The sequence below is a fragment of the Cryobacterium sp. Hh7 genome (assembly GCF_004403155.1).
Classification (GTDB): domain Bacteria; phylum Actinomycetota; class Actinomycetes; order Actinomycetales; family Microbacteriaceae; genus Cryobacterium; species Cryobacterium levicorallinum.
Window position 1 is genome coordinate 67,443 of the sequence record NZ_SOHG01000048.1, and the last position, 18,666, is coordinate 86,108.

Annotated in this window: 15 protein-coding genes; 6 read left to right on the forward strand and 9 right to left on the reverse strand. The window is 66.1% G+C overall.

The annotated features are described in order from the left end of the window. Positions 1 to 35 precede the first annotated feature (35 nt). The gene (gene hisS / locus E3T43_RS13460) at positions 36 to 1,304 is read right to left on the reverse strand and encodes a histidine--tRNA ligase (RefSeq protein ID WP_134472805.1); all 1,269 of its coding nucleotides are present in this window, start codon (positions 1,302 to 1,304) and stop codon (positions 36 to 38) included. A gap of 93 nt (positions 1,305 to 1,397) precedes the next feature. Between hisS and E3T43_RS13465 the strand changes: the two genes are divergently transcribed. After that, positions 1,398 to 2,378, forward strand: coding sequence for an ABC transporter ATP-binding protein (locus tag E3T43_RS13465; protein ID WP_241978981.1), 981 nt, complete (start codon positions 1,398 to 1,400; stop codon positions 2,376 to 2,378). Next, complete coding sequence (locus E3T43_RS13470) at positions 2,375 to 3,484, forward strand: ABC transporter permease (protein WP_241978982.1); 1,110 nt, start codon at positions 2,375 to 2,377, stop codon at positions 3,482 to 3,484. The genes E3T43_RS13465 and E3T43_RS13470 overlap by 4 nt, the downstream gene beginning before the upstream one ends. Positions 3,485 to 3,503: 19 nt before the next feature. On the opposite strand, the gene E3T43_RS13475 is transcribed toward E3T43_RS13470, so the two are convergent. Continuing rightward, entirely contained in the window at positions 3,504 to 4,331 is an 828-nt protein-coding gene (locus tag E3T43_RS13475; protein ID WP_370449966.1) for a MazG family protein, read from the reverse strand. A 150-nt stretch (positions 4,332 to 4,481) separates the two neighbouring features. On the opposite strand from E3T43_RS13475, the gene nhaA reads away from it, so the two are divergent. Next, a complete protein-coding gene (nhaA, locus tag E3T43_RS13480) occupies positions 4,482 to 5,852 on the forward strand; it encodes a Na+/H+ antiporter NhaA (protein WP_134441616.1) in 1,371 nt (456 codons plus the stop codon). Between the two features lie 61 nt (positions 5,853 to 5,913). Here the strand turns inward: nhaA and mfd are convergent, their stop codons facing one another. Genes mfd through E3T43_RS13495 form a run of 3 tightly spaced genes read right to left on the reverse strand, consistent with a single transcriptional unit; the run spans position 5,914 to position 10,803 of the window. Continuing rightward, complete coding sequence (gene mfd / locus E3T43_RS13485; RefSeq protein ID WP_134472806.1) at positions 5,914 to 9,534, reverse strand: transcription-repair coupling factor; 3,621 nt, start codon at positions 9,532 to 9,534, stop codon at positions 5,914 to 5,916. A gap of 13 nt (positions 9,535 to 9,547) precedes the next feature. Further along, positions 9,548 to 10,132 carry an aminoacyl-tRNA hydrolase gene (pth, locus tag E3T43_RS13490; RefSeq protein ID WP_134472807.1) on the reverse strand — a complete coding sequence of 195 codons (585 nt, stop codon included), beginning with the start codon at positions 10,130 to 10,132 and terminating at the stop codon, positions 9,548 to 9,550. Between the two features lie 56 nt (positions 10,133 to 10,188). Continuing rightward, positions 10,189 to 10,803 (reverse strand): 50S ribosomal protein L25/general stress protein Ctc, encoded by a 615-nt coding sequence (locus tag E3T43_RS13495; RefSeq protein WP_134472808.1) that lies wholly within the window; start codon positions 10,801 to 10,803, stop codon positions 10,189 to 10,191. Positions 10,804 to 11,076: 273 nt separating this feature from the next. Here E3T43_RS13495 and E3T43_RS13500 point away from each other — a divergent pair, with 273 nt between their 5' ends. Beyond that, positions 11,077 to 11,802, forward strand: a complete 726-nt coding sequence (locus tag E3T43_RS13500; protein ID WP_134472809.1) for a FadR/GntR family transcriptional regulator — start codon at positions 11,077 to 11,079, stop codon at positions 11,800 to 11,802. Between the two features lie 5 nt (positions 11,803 to 11,807). Here E3T43_RS13500 and E3T43_RS13505 read toward each other — a convergent pair whose 3' ends face one another. Together E3T43_RS13505 and E3T43_RS13510 are read right to left on the reverse strand one after the other, a co-directional pair. Then, positions 11,808 to 13,208, reverse strand: coding sequence for a GntP family permease (locus tag E3T43_RS13505; protein WP_174844350.1), 1,401 nt, complete (start codon positions 13,206 to 13,208; stop codon positions 11,808 to 11,810). Continuing rightward, complete coding sequence (locus tag E3T43_RS13510) at positions 13,208 to 13,771, reverse strand: gluconokinase (RefSeq protein WP_241978983.1); 564 nt, start codon at positions 13,769 to 13,771, stop codon at positions 13,208 to 13,210. Before E3T43_RS13510 ends, E3T43_RS13505 begins: the two co-directional genes overlap by 1 nt. A 196-nt stretch (positions 13,772 to 13,967) precedes the next feature. On the opposite strand from E3T43_RS13510, the gene gndA reads away from it, so the two are divergent. Both gndA and E3T43_RS13520 read left to right on the forward strand, forming a co-directional pair. Beyond that, a complete protein-coding gene (gene gndA, locus E3T43_RS13515) occupies positions 13,968 to 15,425 on the forward strand; it encodes an NADP-dependent phosphogluconate dehydrogenase (RefSeq protein ID WP_092451633.1) in 1,458 nt (485 codons plus the stop codon). 107 nt (positions 15,426 to 15,532) lie between these two features. After that, positions 15,533 to 15,898 (forward strand): hypothetical protein, encoded by a 366-nt coding sequence (locus tag E3T43_RS13520; RefSeq protein ID WP_092451631.1) that lies wholly within the window; start codon positions 15,533 to 15,535, stop codon positions 15,896 to 15,898. Positions 15,899 to 16,241: 343 nt separating this feature from the next. Here E3T43_RS13520 and E3T43_RS13525 read toward each other — a convergent pair whose 3' ends face one another. Continuing rightward, entirely contained in the window at positions 16,242 to 17,219 is a 978-nt protein-coding gene (locus tag E3T43_RS13525; RefSeq protein ID WP_092340644.1) for a ribose-phosphate diphosphokinase, read from the reverse strand. Further along, the gene (gene glmU, locus E3T43_RS13530) at positions 17,220 to 18,659 is read right to left on the reverse strand and encodes a bifunctional UDP-N-acetylglucosamine diphosphorylase/glucosamine-1-phosphate N-acetyltransferase GlmU (protein WP_134441626.1); all 1,440 of its coding nucleotides are present in this window, start codon (positions 18,657 to 18,659) and stop codon (positions 17,220 to 17,222) included. Positions 18,660 to 18,666: the final 7 nt, after the last annotated feature.

The following is an 18,666-nucleotide window of genomic DNA, read 5'->3' on the forward strand; positions in this document are numbered from 1 at the left end:
CCGCAGAGCTGCCTGGTCGGGCGCGCGTGGCCTAGTCAGGCGCCGAGCGGTTTGAAGTCGAGGTCGCCGGCCGTTTGAGTCTCGGCGGTCACGAACGCGAACCTTCCGTACCCGGCCTCGCCGGCCCGGTCGAGCAGCGCTTTGAGGTTCTTGGTGCGGCGTTCGAGGCGGACACGCAGGCCGTCGGCGACCAGGTCGCGCTTGAGAGCGACCAGTCGGGCCGGATCGGCCTCTTTGTCGTGCACGAGCACGACCGCCAGATCAGCGGATGCGGCATCCGCTTCAAGCAGGTCGACGATGCGTTCAAAGCCGATCGAGAATCCGCAGGCGGGCACGTCGGTGCCGAGAAACCGGCCGATCATGCCGTCATAGCGGCCGCCGCCGCCGAGGGAATAGCCGAGGGAGGGGTGCGAGATCTCGAAGATGGTGCCGGTGTAATAGCCCATGCCGCGCACCAAGGTGGGGTCGAAGACCAGGTCGACGCCGGGGAGGGCGGCGCGCAGGGCGGCGAGGTCGGCGAAGGCTTTCGGGTCGAGCCAAGCCGGCGCAGCGCCGTCGAACAAGCCGTCGCCCAGGGCCCAGCCGCCGGTGCCAAGCTCGGTGAGCAACGCGGCGAGGCCCGGCGCATCGATGCCGAGGGCACCGAGTTCGGCCGCAACACCGTCGACGCCGATCTTGTCGAGCTTGTCGATCACGATCAGCGCCCGCTCGGTCAGCGCGGCGGCGACGCCCCAGTGGGCGAGCAGGGCGCTGAGGATGCGGCGGTCGTTGATGCGAATGGAGCAGCCCTCGAGGCCGAGCCGATCGAGCGTCGCGGCCGTGGCGGTGATCAGTTCGATCTCGGCGAGCGCGCCGGCCTCACCGATGATGTCGATGTCGCACTGCATGAACTGGCGGTAGCGGCCCTTCTGCGGCCGTTCGGCGCGCCAGACCGGTGCGATCTGAATCGACCGGAACACGGTCGGCAAGCTCGCACGGTGAGTGGCGTAAAACCGGGCGAGCGGCACCGTCAGGTCGAACCGCAGGCCCAGGTCGGCCAGCGACAGAAGGTCATCCTGCTCGGCCGCCGCCGCAACATCCGCTGGGCTGAGCCCGCGCTTGAGCACCGCGAAGGCGAGTTTCTCGTTGTCGCCGCCGAGCCCGGAGTGCAGGCGGGCGGAGTCTTCCATGACCGGGGTTTCGATCTCGTCGAAGCCGTGCGCACGAAAACTCTCGCGAATAATGCCGAGCGAGCGTTCGCGGAGGGCCTTGTCGGCGGGGAGAAAATCGCGCATGCCGCGCGGCGGGGTCACTGCAATAGCCATGAGGTAATTCTCTCAGCATGCCGTGGACGCGATTCACCGCCCGCCCCTGAAAATGGCCGCGCCCTAGACTCGGGGGAACAAGTGGGGGTGTGAATGTCGGTCGCGACTTTTTCCGGCGGAGTGGACGTGGCGTCGAGCGGCGTCGCGGTGACCGGGGTCAGTCGGTCATTTGGCAGTGTGCTGGCCGTGGTGGATGCGTCGCTCGTCGTGCCGGCCGGGTCAGTGACGGCGTTGATCGGACCGAACGGCGCGGGCAAGACGACCCTGCTGCTCATGCTCGCCACGTTGCTCACACCGTCGACGGGCAGTATCCGCATCAACGGGCACGACCCGGTCACCGAACCGGAACGGGTGCGCGCCGTCACGGGCTGGATGCCGGACGCCCTGGGATCCTGGCCGAGCCTCTCCGCCCGTGCCGCCCTGCAGACCACCGGGCGCATGTACCGAATGACCCGCGAGCAGGCCGCCGCGCGCGCCGACGAACTGATCGCGCTGACCGACCTCGGTGATTTTGCCGATCGACCCTCGCGGGTACTGTCCCGCGGTCAGAAACAACGCCTGAGCCTGGCGCGGGCGCTCGTGCACTCCCCGGGCGTGCTGCTGCTCGACGAACCGGCGTCCGGTCTCGACCCGGCCGCGCGCGCGTCGTTGCGCCAGCTGTTGCGTCGCCTGGCCGGCGACGGCACCGCCATTTTGGTGTCGAGTCACGTCCTCGCCGAACTCGACGAGATGGCGGATGCCGCGGTGTACCTCGCCGCCGGACGCACGGCGAGCCCGGAGCAGGTGGCCGCGGCGGGCGCGAGTGCCAGATCCTGGCGCATCCGTTCCCTGGATGAGGTGGCGCTGGAACGTGCCCTCGCCACTCCCGGAGTGGTCGGCGCGCTCGTCACTGTGCGCGGCGTCGACCAGCTCGGCACTTTGGTGCAGGTGGAGAACGAGGCCTCGGCGGCGGCTCTGCTGCACAATCTGGTGCTGAGCGGGGTTCCGGTCTGCGATTTCGGACCGGCCGTCGGCAACCTCGAACACACCTTTCAGGACCTCACCCGGTCGACCGGTGGGGAGGCGACGAAATGACCCACTCACGGGTGTTCTTCTCCGGGCTCTGGCTCATCGTCACCCTCGAACTGCGTCAGCGCGTGCGCGGAGCCTCGTGGTACGTATTGCTCGGCGTCTTCATGCTGCTCGTCGGCGTGGTCACATTTCTGCTCTGGCTGGCGACCTCGGCCTGGCTGTCCGGCGGCGGCGGCGTGTTCTCCACCATCATCTTCTTCGTGCTGCTGCTTGGCACGCTGGTCTCTCCGGCGCTGTCGGGCAATGCCATCAACGGCGATCGGGATGCCGGCACCCTCGCCACGACGCAGGTCACGCTGATCAGCACCGGGCAACTCGTGCTCGGCAAGTTTCTTGCCGCCTGGATCACGGCCCTCGCCTTTCTCGCGGCGGCGCTGCCGTTTCTCATCTTCGCGGTCGTGCTCGGGGAAGTCTCCTTCGGCACCATCGCCGTGTCGGTGCTCGTGCTCGCGGCCGAGCTCGGCGTCATTGCGGCCGTCGGAGTCGGACTCTCCGGCATTCTGACCCGGCCGCTGTTTTCGATCGTGCTGACCTATCTGGTCGTCGCGGCACTCAGCCTCGGCACCCTCATCGCGTTCGCGCTGCTCGGTACCGCCACCCAACAGCAGGCGACGAATGTGAACTACTACGTGGTGTCGTCGACGTTCGACGAGGCCACCGGCGAGCAGTCGGACATCGTCTGTTCCACGGCCGAGACGACGACCCAAAACGTGCCGCGCTTCGACTACTTCTGGTGGATTCTCGCCGCGAACCCCTACGTGGTGGTCGCGGATGCCGCCCCCGGCAGCTTCAACGACGCCGGCTACCCGACCGACCTGTTCGGCCAGATCGCCGTCGGCGTGCGCAGCGCCCAGTCGCCGCCGGAGTTGTACACGGAGTTCAACGGCTGCGACGAGGCCGCCCAGAACAGCTTCAGCGACAGTGGCGCCTTTTCCGGTGAGGCCTTCGACCGGGGGCCGACCGCACAGCAGACCTACGACGGCGCGGTGCCGAGCTGGTTCATCGGCCTCGCCATGCACCTGCTGATCGGCGCGGGCGCCCTGCTCTGGGCGTGGCGCCGCACCCGCACCCCGGCAACGCATCTCCCCGCCGGCAGCCGCATCGCCTAACCCTCTGTTCTGATCCGCGTTAGGAGGGGAGGGCGATTATTCCAGCGTCGAAGGACTCGTCCAGCGGAGCGCCGGGCGCCTGGACTCCCTCGGCTCCGCGAATCTCGCCCTGCAGGTCGCGCACGGCGGCGCGCAGCGCGCGCTCGGCGTCAAGGCCCTGGGCCCGAGCGGATGCCACGATCGCCAGCAGCAGCGGGCCCAGATCGGCTTCGGATTCAATCGGAAGCGGGAAGCCGGCATCCGCTTCGATCAGGCCGATCTTTTCGGCCCGACCCAGCACCTTGTCGGCGAGGGCGAGGGCCGGCATGCCACCCGGTATTCCGTCGAGCACGCTGGTGCGGCCCGGCTTCTCCGCGGCTTTAAAACCGTCCCAGGCAGCCGAGACTTCCGCCGCGGTGTCGAGGGTGACATCGCCGAACACGTGCGGGTGTCGCCCGACCATTTTCTCGGTCAGGCGGGCAGCGACATCCTGAATGTCGAAGTTCTCCTCCGGCGTGTGCGCGGCCAGGTCGGCGTGGAACAGCACCTGGTAGAGCACATCGCCGAGTTCCTCGAGCAGGTCGTCGCGGCTGCCGTCCTCGATCGCCTCGATCAGTTCGTGCGTCTCTTCGACCAGGTGCCGCACCAGCGAGGCGTGGGTCTGGTCGGCGTCCCACGCGCAGCCGCCGGGCCCGCGCAGGCGCGCGACGGTGACGATCAGGGTGTCGAGAGGGCTGGGTTGCATCGTTGTCTGCCGAGCGGATGCCGCATCCCGGTCATTTTCGTCGGCCGGCGGAGTCGGTCGGGTAGCGTTGGCACCGGACACAGCGCCGGACACGGAGCCGGAGGAAAACACGGGGTTGGTCATGGTCGGCACTCCTGGATCGGTTCCATCGTTCCTCCATCGTAGGTGGGCCACCGATGATCGCTCAGGTACGTCGTGTATTCTGGTCGACGGTGAGCCGGGAAGTCTGGTCGGCACATGTATGTTCGCGCCCGAAAGACCAGAGGAATTTTAATGACCGAACCATCCAACCTGCCAGCTTCGAAGGCCACCCCGTCGACCGCCACCGTGCTTCGCCGCGGCAGCCACAACGAGTTTGTCCGCATCTCGCGCATTCTGCGGAAGGAAACCGTCGGAGGCGCCATTCTGCTCGCCGCGACCGTGGCCGCGCTGATCATGGCCAACTCCGGCTTCTCCGACGCCTATTACGCCTTTCGCGACTACAAGATCGGCTACGCCCCCTGGCACCTCGAGCTGAGCCTCGGCGCCTGGGCGGCCGACGGGTTTCTCGCCATCTTTTTCTTCCTCGCCGGACTCGAACTCAAACGCGAATTCGTCGCTGGTGACCTGCGGAGCGTGAGCCGGGCCATCGTGCCGGTGGCGGCCGCCGTCGGCGGAGTGATCATTCCCGCGCTCATCTATGTGCTGATCAACCTCGAAACCGGGGCTGAGACGCTGCGCGGCTGGGCGATTCCCACCGCGACCGACATCGCCTTCGCCCTCGCCGTGCTCGCCGTGATCGGGTCGAAGCTGCCGGCCGCGCTGCGCATCTTTCTGCTGACCCTCGCTGTCGTTGACGACCTGCTCGCCATCGCCATCATCGCTTTCTTCTACACGACGGACATGAATGTTCCGCTGCTGCTGCTCGCCATCGTGCCCCTCGCCCTGTTCTGGGTAATCACCCACCGGTTCTCCTACTTCTTCAAGAACAAGGCGTGGGCAGCCTGGGTCATTTTGCTGCCGCTCGGTTTCATCGTCTGGGCGCTCGTGCACGGTTCCGGCGTACACGCGACCGTCGCTGGCGTGCTCCTCGGTTTCGCGGTGCCGGTCTTGCGCAGCAAGCGCGGCGGCGGCCCCGACGCCGGGCCCGGTCTGGCCGAGGTGCTCGAGCACCGCATTCGCCCGCTGTCGAGCGGTTTCGCGATTCCGGTGTTCGCGTTCTTCTCCGCCGGCGTCACCCTCGGCGGCGCCGAGGGTCTGTACCAGGCCATCACCGACCCGGTAGCGGTCGGCATCGTCGTCGCTCTCGTGGTCGGTAAGCCGATCGGGGTGTTGCTGGCCACCTTCATCGTGACCAAGACCACCAAGGCGACCCTCGACCCCGACCTGGCCTGGATCGACGTCATCGGCGTGTCCCTGCTGGCCGGCGTCGGCTTCACCGTGTCCCTGCTGATCAGCGAGCTCGCCTTCGGCCAGGGCAGCCCGCACGACGATCACGCCAAGGTCGCCATCCTGGTCGGTTCGCTGCTCGCCGCCCTGCTGGCCACCGCGATCCTGCGCTCCCGCAACCGTCACTACGGTCGCATTGCCGAGAAGGAAGCCATCGACAGCGACAGCGACGGCATCCCGGATGTGTACCAGACGGAACAGTCGTCGAAGGGCTAGGCATCCGCTGACGAAGACAGCACCGTCGTTCCCGCAACGACGGTGCTGTCGGCGTTAACGGTTAGGTGGCGGACAGAACGGCCGGCGGGAAGATCGCGGTCAGCAGCGACTTGGTCCACTCGATCAGGGCGTTGTCATCCAGCGGCTCACCGTTCGGCCGTGGCATCGGCACGCTGAGCGCCCCAGTGGCCGACACGTAACGTGAGCCGGGATACATCCGCTGCAACCGGATTTGAATGGAGTCGGCCAGATCGGCCGGAGCAACCCGCAGGTTCGACCCCATGGCGACGACCTCGCTGAGGTTCGCCTGCTGGGCCTGCCAGCGCAGCCGCGACACGGCCACCAGGTTCTGAACCGGCACCGGCGGTTCGCCGTAACGGTCGGTGAGTTCCTCGACCACGAGGTCGATCTGATCGTCGCCCGCCGTCGGCGAGCTCGCGCTGGACAGCTTCTGGTACGCCTCGAGACGCAGCCGCTCGCTGTCGACGAAGTCGTGCGGAATGTGCGCGTCCACCGGCAGCTCGAGCCGCAGTTCGGTCTGCCCCTCGGCGACGTCGCCGCGGAACGTCGACACGGCCTCACCGATCATGCGCAGGTACAGGTCGAAGCCGACGCCCGCGATGTGCCCGGCCTGTTCGCCGCCGAGCAGGTTTCCGGCACCACGAATCTCCAGGTCCTTCAGGGCCACCTGCATACCGGCACCGAGTTCGTTGTTCGCCGCGATCGTGGCGAGCCGATCGTGCGCGGTCTCCGACAGCGGCTTATTCTCGTCGTAGAGGAAGTAGGCGTAGGCCCGCTCACGCCCACGACCGACCCGGCCGCGCAGCTGGTGCAGCTGGCTCAAGCCGAACTTGTCGGCCCGGTCGATGATGATCGTGTTCGCGTTATTGATGTCGAGGCCGGTTTCGATGATCGTGGTGCAGACCAGAATGTCGAACTTGCGCTCCCAGAAGTCGCCGACCACCTGCTCGAGCTGAGCCTCGGGCAGCTGCCCGTGCGCGATCGCGATGCGCGCCTCCGGCACCAGTTCGGCGAGCTCCGAGGCGATGCGGTTGATGCTCGTGACCCGGTTGTGCACGAAGAAGATCTGACCCTCGCGCAGCAGTTCCCGGCGGATGGCCGCAGCCACCTGCCGTTGCGAGTACGGTCCGACAAAGGTCAGGATGGGGTGCCGGTCCTCGGGCGGGGTGGCCAGGGTGGACATTTCGCGAATTCCGGTTACCGCCATCTCCAGCGACCGCGGAATGGGGGTCGCGCTCATCGCGAGAATATCCACGTTGGTCTTGAGCTTCTTCAAGGCGTCCTTGTGCTCGACACCAAAGCGCTGTTCCTCGTCGATAATGACCAGGCCGAGATCCTTGAAGATGATCGACGGCGACAGTAGCCGGTGCGTGCCGATGACGACGTCGACGGTGCCCTCGAGCATTCCGGCGATCGTCTCGCGCGACTCCTTGTCGGTCTGGAATCGGGACAGGGCGCGCAGGTGAATCGGGAACCCGGCGAAGCGCTCCTTGAACGTTTCCATGTGCTGGCTGACCAGCAGCGTGGTCGGAACCAGCATGGCCACCTGCTTGCCGTCCTGCACGGCCTTGAACGCGGCACGAATGGCCACCTCGGTTTTGCCGAAACCGACGTCGCCACTGAGCAGCCGGTCCATCGGAATCGGCCGTTCCATGTCGGCTTTGACCTCGTCGATCGTCGTCAGCTGGTCGGGGGTCTCCACGAATGGGAAGGCTTCTTCGAGCTCGCGCTGCCAGGGGGTGTCCGGCCCGAAGGCGTGACCCTTGCTCGCCATCCGCGCCGAATACAGCTTGACCAGCTCGACGGCAATGTCGCGCACCGTCTTGCGCGCCTTGGTCTTTGCGCTCGACCAGTCGCTGCCGCCCATCTTGCTCAGGGTCGGCGCCTCCCCGCCGACATACCGGGTGACCAGGTCGAGCTGGTCGGTCGGAACATACAGCCGGTCGCCGGCGTGGCCGCGTTTGGACGCCGCATATTCCAGCACCAGATATTCGCGGGTGGTCTTGACCGGGTTGCGCCCGCCGCTCGACACCTCGCGCTGGGTCAGTTCGAGAAAACGACCGATGCCGTGCGTCTGGTGCACGACGTGGTCACCGGCAACCAGCTGCAACGGGTCGACGACATTCTTGCGGCGGCTCGCGAGCTTCTTGATCTGCCTGGCCGAGTAGCCGACGGTGCGCCCGTAAAATTCGCTCTCGCTGATCAGGGTGAGTTTGCTGGTCGGCAGCTCAAAACCGTGATCGACGGAGGCCTTCAACAGGTAGGCGATACCGGCCTCCGGTTCCAGCGGCCACACGTCCACCACGCGCACCGGAAGTTCGCGCTCGGCCAAAACCTGCGCGGCCCGCTCGACCAGCCCAGCCCCCTGGGCGACGATACCGACGACCCAGCCGTCGTGCAGCCGGGAGGCGACATGACCCACTGCCCCGTCGACGCTGCCGGCGAAGGTGGGGACGGCATCCGCTTCGATGCGAATGGTGAGCAGTTCGTCCATTTCGAGGTGTTCGGGCAGAACCGCCTCGTCGGTCGGCGCCGCCTGGAACGTGCTCAGAGTCCACCAGTGGTGGCCGGACGCCGGTGCACCGGGAGCCGAATATTTGACGCTGTCGCGGAGGCGGCCGAGCGTGAGAAAGTCGCCGGATTCGAGGTCGATCGGCGCGTCGGCACCGGCCGTGGCAGCGCTCCAGGCGGCACCGAGAAACTCCCGGTTGGTCTCGGCGAGGCTGATCGCGCGGCTTGCGACCCGCTCCGGCGAGATCACGGCGACGGCAGCGTTGCTCGGCAGGTAGTGCGTGACCGGCACCAGCCGGTCGACCAGGGCGGGGGCGAGGCTTTCCATGCCCTCGACCGGGATGCCCTCGGCGATCTTGGCGAGCAGACCGGACAGGCTCGGAAATTCGTGCTGCATTTCCTGGGCGCGCTGCCGCACGGCCGGGCTGAGCAGCAGTTCCCGGCTCGGCGGCAGGCTGACGGATGCGACCGGTTCGGGCAAGGACCGTTGGTCGGCGACGCTGAACAGGCGAATCTGCTCGACCTCGTCGCCGAAGAATTCCACCCGGTAGGGGTGCGAGGCGACCGGCGGAAAGACGTCGAGAATACCGCCGCGCACGGCGAACTCGCCGCGCCGGGTGACCATGTCGACGCGGGCGTAGGCCACATTGACCAGCTGCAGCACGATCGCCGAGAGGTCGTGCCCGCGGGCTCCGACCGTCAGTTCGATCGGTTCGTAGTCGGTGAGGTTGTCGGCGACCGGCTGCAGGGCGGCTCGCACCGAGGCGACGACGATAAGCGGATGCCGCTCGCGCGCGTCCTGCTCCTGCCACTCGCGCATCCGCCGCAGGGCGTGCAGGCGCTTGCCGACGATCTCGGCGCTCGGGCTCAGGCGTTCGTGCGGGAGGGTTTCCCACGCTGGAAAGTCGATGATCTCCGCGCTCGTGGCGAAGCAGCCGAGGTTCTCGCGCAGCGCCTCGGACTCGCGGCCGGTCGCGGTGATGACGAACAGCGCCTGAGCATCATCGCGGCGCAGGTCAAGCAGCGCGGCGAGCAGCGGGGCACGCAGGCCCTCGGTCAGACTGAAATCAGCATCCCGGCTGGCATAGGCGAGGGCGTTGTCGAATGTGGAGGCGCGCGCGAGCGCTGCGATTAAGCCCTGAAGGATCACTGAACGAGTCTACCTACGCGGGCGAGTGGAACTTCTGTTGGGCCGCCACGACGCCGTCGGTGGCGATCAATTCGATCGCGTCGGCGGCATCCGCTATTAAGACGGGCAGAATGCTGCGCTCGGCGGCGGCGAAGTCGTGCAATACGAAGTCGGCCGCGTTCTGGCGGCCCGGCGGCCGGCCGATGCCCATGCGAATGCGAACGAACTCGTTGCTTCCGGTGGCCGCAATAATGTCGCGCAGGCCGTTGTGGCCGCCGTGACCGCCGCCAACCTTGATCTTGAGGGTGTCGAAGGGCAGGTCCAGGTCATCGTGCACGACGATGAGGCGGGAAATGGGCAGCGAGTAGAAGCGCAGCAGCGCGGCGACCGGGCTGCCGGAGACGTTCATAAACGTGGTGGGCTTGGCCAGCACCAGCTTGGGTGCGCCGGGAGCCAGTCGCCCCTCGGCGACCAGGGCTGCGGTTTTGTGACGCTTGAAATTCGCGGGCAGACGATTGGCTAGTTGCCCTGTGACCATCTGCCCGACGTTGTGGCGGTTACCGGCGTAGTCGGGCCCGGGGTTACCGAGCCCGACTACGAGCCACAGGTTCGTATCCAGGGGAATCCTCCGCCTAAGTGTTGGAAAACCCCGCGAGAACCGAGTGAAGATAATTGTTACGCGGCGGGCGGCGTGGCGGCCGGGGTGCCAGCAGTGATGACCTCGGTCTCCTCGGACTCGTCCTCGCCACGCGGCGTGTGGACGTAGATGACCAGGGTCTCGGGGTCGGACACGAGCACGGCGCTGGCGGGCAGCGTGACGTCCTTGGCGTGCAGCTGCGCGCCGTCTTCGAGGCCCTCGATCGACAACTGGAGGTTCTCGGGGATGTCGGTGGCTTCAACCTCGAGCAGGAGCGACTTGGTGTCGAAGTCGGCCATGGTGCCGGGGAACGATTCGCCGGTGGTGTGGACGGGGACCTCAACCTGGACCTTTTCACCCTTGCGTACGACGATGAGGTCAATGTGCTCAATGATGGCCTTGACCGGGTCCTTCTGCACGTCCTTGACCAGCACAAGCTGCTTCTCGCCGGCGAGATCGAGCTCAAGAATCATGTTCTTGCGACGCAGCAGCAGACCGATGCGGTGCGAAGGCAGCGACACGTGCACCGGCTCGGTGCCGTGGCCGTAGATGACGGCCGGGATCAGGCCGAGCACGCGCAGCTTGCGGGCCGCACCCTTGCCAAAGTTTTCGCGCAGTTCAGCGACGACGGCATTTACTTCTTTTTTAGCCATGGTGTTACTCCTAGCGGGCATAAGACCCAGATCGTGGTCTTCGGGCCGAAGCCCGAAGATGGGGGTACTGATTCAACTCGAACGCATGTCAGCGTGAGGAAAAGCCCAAGGTCTCGTCCGCCGCGTCGATCACGGATGCCGTCAGCCCGGTTGCCCGGGTGACGATATCCCTCGCCGAAGTTCGAATCACAAGCTTACACAGTTTGGGCCGCTCCCGCAGTCCGGGCGTGTCGCCCGCTGTAGCCGTGCCGCCCCAGCCGTTAGGGTCGGAGCATGCCCTCCAGCCTGCACAACCGCGTCGTCGATGCGGTTGGCACCCCCATCGTGGACGGCCGGATGCCGGCCGGGACGGTCATGCTCGCCGATCACATCGCCCTCGACCAGGGCGTCAGCCGATCGGTTGTGCGCGAGGCCGTGCGCGTGCTCGCCGCGATGGGATTGGTCGAATCGATCAAACGGGTCGGCATCCGCGTGCGTCCGCAATCGGGGTGGAATGCCTTCGATCCGACGCTTATTCGGTGGCGATTGGCCGGGCCGGAGCGTGGCGCACAGTTGCGCTCACTGACCGAGCTGCGAGCATCCGTTGAGCCGATGGCGGCCGAGCTGGCTGCCGCACACTGCCCGCAGGCGATGTCGGGCGAGCTAATGACCGTGGCGGCGCAGATGCGCACGGTGGGGCGCGCCGGCGACCTGGAGCGATTTCTGACCCTGGACATCCATTTTCACCGGCTGGTCCTGCACGGCTCCGGCAATGAAATGTTTGCCAAGCTCGACGAGGTGATCGCCGCCGTGCTGTCGGGGCGCACCGGCCTCGGCCTGATGCCCGAGAAGCCGCACGAGACCGCGCTGCAGTGGCACGTGGACGTGGCCGATGCCGTGCAGGGCGGGCACCCCGTGCAGGCCCGGGAGTCGATGGAGCTCATTATGCGGCGCACCATCGCTGAGGTGGAAGACTCCTGGGCCGATACCCCGCGGCTGTTCTTCTCAGCCGCGGAATAGTTGGGTCAGAACAGGCTGGCGACGAGGTAAATCGCCAGGGCAATGGTGAAGCCGACCACACCAACCAGGGCCTGACCGACGGTCCAGGTCTTCAGAGTAGTCTTGGTGTCCATCTCGAAGAACCGGCTGATCAGCCAGAATCCCGAGTCGTTCACGTGGCCGGCGAAAACCGACCCGGCAGCCAGTGCCAGCACGATCGCGGCCAGCTCGACCGGGTTATAGGTCGAATTGCTCATGACGACCGGCTGCAGCAGGGCGGCGGAGGTGGTCAGCGCAACGGTGGCCGATCCCTGCGCGATCCGCACCACGGCGGCGATAACGAAACCGGCGACGATCACCGGCAGCCCAATGCTGTCGAGCGATTCGGCGATGGCAGTGCCGATACCACTGGCCTGCAACACCCCACCGAACATTCCACCAGCACCCGTGATCAAAATGACGGCGGCAACCGGGCCGAGCGCGCTGTCCACGACGGCCTCGATCAGACCCGACGACTTGCGCTTCTTCCAGCCGAGCAAGATCATGCCGAGGAGAACGGTGATGAGCAGGGCGACTGGGGTCTCGCCGAAGGCGCGCAGTACCTGCACCCAGGCGTCATCGAGCGACACCAGGCCGGCTGTCGCTGCCATGTTCAATCCGGTATTGAGAAAGATCAGGCCGATCGGCAGCAACAACAGGGACAGAACGGTGCCGACCTTGGGGGCCGACTCGAATTCCTTGAAGTTGTCGGTCTTGCTGCTGAGAATAGACGGCACGGGAATGTTGTACTTGCGGCCAACGTACCCGCCGAACAAGCGCCCAACGACGAACCAGGTGGGCAGCGCCACGACCAGGCCGAAGATCAGCACCAGGCCGACATCGGCGCCGAGCAGGCCGGTCGCCGCGACGGGCCCCGGGTGCGGCGGAACGAAAATGTGCATGACCGAGAATGCTACGGCCGAGGGGAAGCCGTAGGCGAGGAACGACCCGCCCAAGCGACGGGCGACCGCGAAGATGATCGGTAGCATGACGACCAGGCCGGCATCGAAGAAGATCGGGAAGCCCAGCATCAGGGATGCTACACCGAGGGCCAACGGCGCGCGTTTCTCGCCGAATCTCTTGATCAGGGCATCCGTCAGCACCTGCGCGCCGCCGCTGGTTTCGAGCATGCGGCCGAGCATCGCACCGAGACCGACGAGCAGGGCGACGCCGGCGAGTGTTCCGCCGAATCCATTGAGCAGGGTCGACACCAGCCGATCGGTCGGAATTCCGGTGGCGACGGCTGTCAGGAGGCTCACGATAATCAGGGAGAGGAAGGCGTGCACCTTGAACTTCATAATCAGTACGAGGAGCAGCGCAATGGAGCCGGCAGCAACGCCGAGCAGCGCGGGGGTGGACAATACCCAGTTCATGTCAAGTTCGGTCATCAGTGAGCGAGTTCTTCCTGGTTCATTTTTGTAATCATGTTCTGTACGAGTTCGACGATATTGTCGGGAGTTCTGGTGAGTTCGATCCGCATTCCGGCCTCGTCAGCCGCGAGCGGTTCGAGGGCGGCGAACTGCGAATCGAGCAACGTGGCCGGCATATATTCGTGATTGCGATGCGTCAGCCGTTCGGCGATCAGTGCCTGATCGCCGTAGAGCTCGACGAAGACCAGGGACGGTACGAGGTCACGCATCAGGTCGCGGTAGCTGCGCTTGAGCGCCGAACACGCCACGGTGAGCGCTTCACCGCCCTCGAGGGCCGCCGCCATGGTCTGGGCGATGTGGGTCAGCCACGGCAAGCGGTCCTCGTCGGTCAGCGGATGCCCCGACGCCATTTTCGCGCGGGCTGCAGCACTGTGCAGGTCGTCGCCGTCTGCAAAGCGGATGCCGAGGGCATCGGCGATACCGCGGCCGACGGTGGATTTGCCGCACCCCTGCACACCCATGACGACGATGGGCAGCCCGGGGGTGGTCTGGCTGGTATCTGCGCTGTTCGTCTTTGACATTGTGCTCCGCATGCTCGGCCGTTGCTTCATTACATCGGATTAATTCGCGGTTTCATCGCAATAAATCTGATTTCAATCACCAACGCTAACACCACACTGTTCCCGATCAAATTCAGCTTCCAGGCCAGACATGGCGCTCAGGCCCGTGCACTAAAGTTGAAGATGGCCTGTTCAATACAGTCCCAAAGGAGAAAACGTGTCAGAGTCCCGTGCAGCGCAGGCAAATATTGGTGTCGTCGGACTGGCGGTGATGGGCTCGAACCTCGCCCGTAACCTCGCCGGCCGCGAGGGAAACACGGTCGCCGTGTACAACCGCTCCCCTGAGCGAACCCGCCTACTCACGACCGAACACCCGGAAGCGAACTTCGTCGCCTCCGAGAACATCGCCGACTTCGTCGCCTCGCTCACCAAGCCGCGCACCGCAATCATCATGGTGCAGGCCGGTAAGGGAACCGACGCCGTCATTACTCAGCTCTCCGAGCTGTTCGAACCCGGCGACATCATCGTCGACGGCGGCAACGCCGAATTCACCGACACCATCCGTCGCGAGAAGGAGCAGAGCGCCAAGGGCATCAACTTCGTCGGCGCCGGCATCTCCGGTGGCGAAGAGGGCGCTCTCAACGGCCCGAGCATCATGCCCGGCGGTTCCGTCGAGGCGTACAAAACCCTCGGCCCGATCCTCGAATCCATTGCCGCCGTCGTCGACGGTGTGCCCTGCGTCACCCACATCGGCACCGACGGTGCCGGTCACTTCGTCAAGATGATCCACAACGGCATCGAATATGCCGACATGCAGCTCATCGCCGAGGCCTACGACCTGCTCCGCAAGGTCGGCGGGCACTCCCCCGAAGCCATCGCCGACGTCTTCACCGACTGGAACGACGGGGAGCTCAACAGCTACCTCATCGAAATCACCGCCGAGATTCTGCGTCAGGTCGACGCCAAGACCGGAGCCCCGTTCATCGACGTCGTTCTCGACGAGGCCGGCTCGAAGGGAACCGGCGTCTGGACCGTGCAGAACTCGCTCGACCTCGGCGTTCCCGTCGGCGGAATCGCCGAAGCCGTCTTCGCTCGCGCCGTGTCCAGCCACCCGGAACAGCGCGGCCCCGTGCGCGCCACCCTCACGGCTCGCCCCGAGATCGCCGTGGTCGGTCACACCTTCCAGGAAGACGTGCGCCAGGCGCTCTACGCCTCGAAGATTGTTGCCTACGCGCAGGGTTTCGATGCGATCATCGCCGGAGCCAAGAAGTACGGCTGGAACATCGACAAGGGCGCCATCGCCACCATCTGGCGCGGCGGTTGCATCATTCGGGCCCAGTTCCTCAACCGCATCGTGGATGCCTACAACAACGACCCGTCGATCCCGAGCCTGCTCGTCGACCCGTACTTCGCCGAGGCCATTGCCTCCGGTGAAGCCGCGTGGCGCCGCGTCGTCTCGACCGCCGCACTGTCGGGCATCCCGGTTCCCGGTTTTGGTTCGAGCCTGAGCTACTTCGACTCGCTCGCGAGCGAACGCCTTCCGGCCGCGCTCGTGCAGGGACAGCGCGACTTCTTCGGCGCGCACACCTACCACCGCGTCGACATGCCCGGCACCTTCCACACGCTGTGGTCGGGCGACCGCAGCGAGATCGCCACGGAAGCGTCGACTCACTAGGCCCGCAGTTCTGCCGGCCGGCAGCATCCACTTATATAACGGATGCTGCCGGCCGTTTTGTCTACCCGGGTCGCTTCACACCCACGTCTGGAATACTTGGACTCCCCATGACTGACAACCACCCCGAGCTCTCCGGCTACGAGCCGAACGACAACTACCGTCCGCTGCGCGGCAAGCACTTCACCGCAATTTTGCGGGTCGCTGTCGTGCTCGGGCTCATTGCCCTGGTGGTGCCGGGCGTGCTCACGACTATGCGGGTCGCCTCCGACACCGCTGCCAACGCCTGCGTGGCCGCGGTGGCCCAGTACTATCCCTTCGCCGTCGACTTCGACGCCCGCTTCGACCTGACCGGACCCGGCGGATTCGGCTGGCAGTGCTACGCGATCGACCAGAACGAGCGCGACACCTTCGTCACGCCGCTCGGCATCATCCCCGCCGCGCCGCGCCAGCTGGCCCCCGCCACCCGCACCTAGCGCGCCTCGAGACCCAGCTGGCGGCCTCCGCTCTTCGCCGAGCCGTGAGTTTCGTCCCGCGGGCACCACCGAACCGTGAGTTTCGGCCCGAAAATCGCCAAAAATACCCTCAAACTCACGGCTCGACGGTTGAAACTCACGGCTCGATGTGGTGGCCGCAACGAGAAGCCAGCTTCGACCCCACGCATAGGCCAATGCATGCGGTGGGCGGGCGACAACGCGAGAAAAGCCGCGAAACGGGGCGGGCAGCATCCGTTGTTGGCGCACTTAACGCCGTCAACAGAACGGGAGGCAATGGCCGCAGCCACCGCCTCCCGAGATCAGCCCGTCAGGCGCGTGAAACCTACGCGGCACCGTCGAACATCGAGGTGACCGAACCCTCGTCGAAGACCTCATGGATCGCGCGCGCGAGCAGCGGAGCGATCGGCAGCACGGTCAGGGTGGGGAAGCGCTTCTCCGGCGGGATCGGCAGCGTGTCGGTCACGACGACGGCGCTGATGGCCGGGTTCTGCAGCATGTCGACGGCCGGGTCGCTGAACACGGCGTGGGTCGCGGCGACGACAACGCCGATGGCGCCGGCCTCACGGAGGGCCTCCGCCGCCAGGGCGATGGTGCGTCCGGTGTCGATCATGTCGTCAACGAGCAGGCAGACGCGGCCGCTGACCTGGCCGACGATCTCGTGCACGGAGACGCGGTTCGGGACGAGCGGGTCGCGACGCTTGTGGATGATGGCCAGCGGCACACCGAGGCGGTCGCTCCAGATGTCAGCGACGCGCACGCGACCCATGTCGGGCGAGACTACGGTGAGCGTGGCCGGGTCGAGCTTCTCGCGGAAGTGCTCAAGCAGCACCGGCATCGCGAACAGGTGGTCGACGGGGCCGTCGAAGAAGCCCTGAATCTGGGCCGCGTGCAGGTCGATCGACATGATGCGGTCGGCGCCGGCAACCTTGAACAGGTCGGCGACGAGGCGGGCCGAGATCGGCTCGCGACCGCGGCCCTTTTTGTCCTGGCGGGCATAGGGGTAGAACGGCGCGACCACCGTGATGCGCTTGGCTGAGGCACGCTTGAGCGCGTCGACCATGATGAGCTGTTCCATCAGCCATTCGTTGATCGGCGCGGTGTGCGACTGGATGACGAAGGCATCCGAGCCGCGCACGCTCTCGTCGAACCGGGCGTACAGTTCGCCGTTGGCGAAAGTACGTGCGTCGGTGTGGAGCAGCTCAGAACCAAGCTCCGTGGCGATATCGAGAGCGAGCTGCGGGTGTGCTCGCCCCGAAACCAGTACTAGTCGTTTGTCGCCGCTGGTCTTGATTTCCGACACTTATTCTCCAGTCTCTGTGGTGCTGCTCGCTGCGGCTGCTGTCGCCGCAGCTGTGCCGGCCCGGTTGGTCTCGACCCAGCCGTCCATATTGCGTTGCGGGGCCACGTTAATGGCCAAAGCGCCGGCCGGAACGTTTTTGCGAACGACCGTGCCAGCCCCCGTATACGCCCCGTCTCCAATTGTAATCGGGGCGACGAACACGTTGTGCGACCCAGTACGCACGTGCGACCCGATCGCCGAGTGGTGTTTGGCCACTCCGTCATAGTTGGCGAATATTGTTCCGGCGCCGATATTGGATTCGACCCCGACCGTGGCATCGCCAACGTAGCTCAGGTGCGGCACCTTGCTGCCCGCGCCGATCTGGGCGTTTTTGGTCTCGACGAAGGCACCGATCTTGCCATCGGCGCCGAGCACTGTGTTCGGGCGCAGATATGAGAACGGGCCGACGGATGCCCCGGCCTCGATCACCGCGAGGGTCGCGTCTGTACGGTTGACGCGCGCGCCTTCGCCGATTTCGCAGTCGCGCAAGGTCGTGTCCGGGCCCACGATGGCGCCGGTGGCCACGACGGTGGCTCCCTCAATTTGGGTGCCCGGCAGCAGAGTGACGTCGGCTGCGAGCACGGCCTTCAGGTCGATCCAGGTCGTGGCCGGGTCTTGCACGGTCACGCCGGCCAGCTGCCAGCCGCGCACGATCAGGGCGTTGAGCTTCTGCGCGGTGTCGCCGAGCTGGGCGCGGTCGTTGATGCCGGCGACGATCCAGGCATCGGCGACGGGAACGGCGCTCACCTCGGAGCCGGCCCGGCGCAGCAGTTCGATCACATCGGTGAGGTATTTCTCACCCTGCGCGTTCGCGGTGGTGAGCTGCGCGAGCTGTTTGCGCAGCTCGGCCAGGCCAAACAGGTAGACACCGGCGTTGATCTCGGTGACGGCCAATTCGGCATCCGTCGCATCTTTTTGCTCGACGATGCGGTCGAAAACACCCTCGACCGAGCGGATGATGCGGCCGTAGCCGGTCGCATCGTCGGGGTAGGCGGAGAGTACGGTGCCGGCGGCGGCACCGGTACGGTGCGAGGCGATGAAGGAGGCGAGCGTGGAAGCATTCAGCAGCGGCACGTCACCGTTAATGACGAGCACGTCACCGTCCCAGCCGGCAGGAAGCGCGGCGACGGCCTGCTCGACGGCACGACCGGTGCCGGGAATCTCGTCCTGGTCGATGATGGTGCTCTCCGGCAGGTCCTGCGCGACGACAGCGGCGAGCAGGTCGCGCTCGTGCCGCACGACGGTGATGACGTGGGCGGCGTCCAGTGCGCGCGCGGTCGCGAGAACGTGGCTGACGATGGGCACCCCGGCGAGCGGATGCAGCAGCTTCGGCAGGCTGGACTTCATGCGGGTGCCCTGGCCGGCGGCCAAAACGATGATGGCGAGGCGGGCGTCTGTCACAGGATTC